General features: G+C 70.1%; 2 protein-coding genes. Both read left to right on the top strand.

What is annotated here, in order from left to right; translation table 11 throughout:
- The coding region (locus AB0E94_RS52865) for a response regulator transcription factor (RefSeq protein ID WP_360344548.1) at positions 1-663 on the top strand (663 nt) is incomplete at its 5' end.
- The coding region (locus AB0E94_RS52860) for a HAMP domain-containing protein (protein ID WP_360344545.1) at positions 660-1477 on the top strand (818 nt) is incomplete at its 3' end. The genes AB0E94_RS52865 and AB0E94_RS52860, both read left to right, overlap by 4 nt.

The following is a 1477-nucleotide window of genomic DNA, read 5'->3' as shown; positions in this document are numbered from 1 at the left end:
GAGGACGATCCCAACATCCTCGAACTGCTCTCCGCGAGCCTGCGCTTCGCGGGCTTCGACGTGGCCACCGCGACAAGCGGCAGTGCCGCCCTCAACGCCGCCAAGGACCACCGGCCCGACCTCGTCGTGCTCGACGTGATGCTGCCCGACCTGGACGGCTTCGAGGTCATCCGGATGCTGCGCGAGGGCGGCACGCGTACGCCGGTGGTCTTCCTCACCGCCCGGGACGCCACCGACGACAAGATCCGTGGGCTCACCCTGGGCGGGGACGACTACGTCACCAAGCCGTTCAGCCTGGAGGAGCTGACCGCCCGGATCCGCGCGGTGCTGCGCCGCACCAGCAGCGGCGAGCAGGCGCCCTCCCGGCTCACCTTCGCCGACCTGGAGCTGGACGAGGAGACCCACGAGGTGCACCGGGCCGGCCAGCGGGTGCAGCTCTCGCCGACCGAGTTCAAGCTGCTGCGCTACCTGATGCTGAACGCCAACCGGGTGCTGTCCAAGGCGCAGATCCTCGACCACGTGTGGAACTACGACTTCCGGGGCGACGACAACATCGTCGAGTCCTACATCTCGTACCTGCGCCGCAAGGTGGACAACACCCAGCCCCGGCTGATCCACACGCTCCGGGGTGTCGGCTACGTGCTGCGCAAGCCGGCGGCGTGAACCCACTCGACCAGGGCAAGGCGCGACTGCGCGGCGTCCCGCTGCGGGTCAAGCTGGTCGCCGCGGTGCTGGCCCTGGTCACCGGAGCGCTGGTGGTGATCAGCGCGTCGACCACCTTCTTCCTCCGCAGCTACCTCGAGAGTCAGGTCGATGAGGACCTGAGGCTTGCCAAGAGCACGATGTCCCGGGCGGTCGACCTGCTCATGCAGGGCAGGTCGACCGAGTTCGGCCTGCCCAGCGAATTCATCGTGCTGGCGGTCGTCGACGGCGAGCCCAAGGAGGGTTACTTCAACCCGAACCTCCGCCCGGACGACCTGCCGCCGTGGCCGATGACGGAGCAGGGCTTCGCGGAACTGGTGGGTGAGCCTTTCACCGTCCGTTCCCGCGACGGTCACAGCCGCTGGCGGATGCTCTACACCCAGCTGCCGAACGGCCAGATGGGCGCCGTCGGGCAACACCTCACCGACGTGGATCTGGCGGTCCAGCGCCTGCTCTGGATCGACGTGCTCGCCGGAACAGCGGTGCTGATCCTGCTCGCCTCCATCGGCGCGGCGATCGTCCGGACCAGCCTGAAACCCCTCGTGGAGATAGAGCGTACGGCCGCCGCCATAGCCGGGGGCGACCTGAGCCGGCGGGTGCCCGACCCGGAGGAGGGGCAACCCGTCCCGACCTCGGAACTGGGGCGGCTCTCCCGGGCGCTCAACGCGATGCTCACGCAGATCGAGGCCGCCTTCACCGCGCGGGCCGCCTCGGAGAGCGCCGCCCGGTACGCCGAGGCCGCCGCCCGGGACGCGGCCGGCGCGGCGCGTGCCTC

Origin of the sequence: Actinoplanes sp. NPDC026670, assembly GCF_040638175.1 — a bacterium.
Lineage (GTDB): Bacteria > Actinomycetota > Actinomycetes > Mycobacteriales > Micromonosporaceae > Actinoplanes.
The sequence above is the reverse complement of the archived record's forward strand: the minus strand, read 5'-3'. Positions and strand labels throughout refer to the sequence as shown.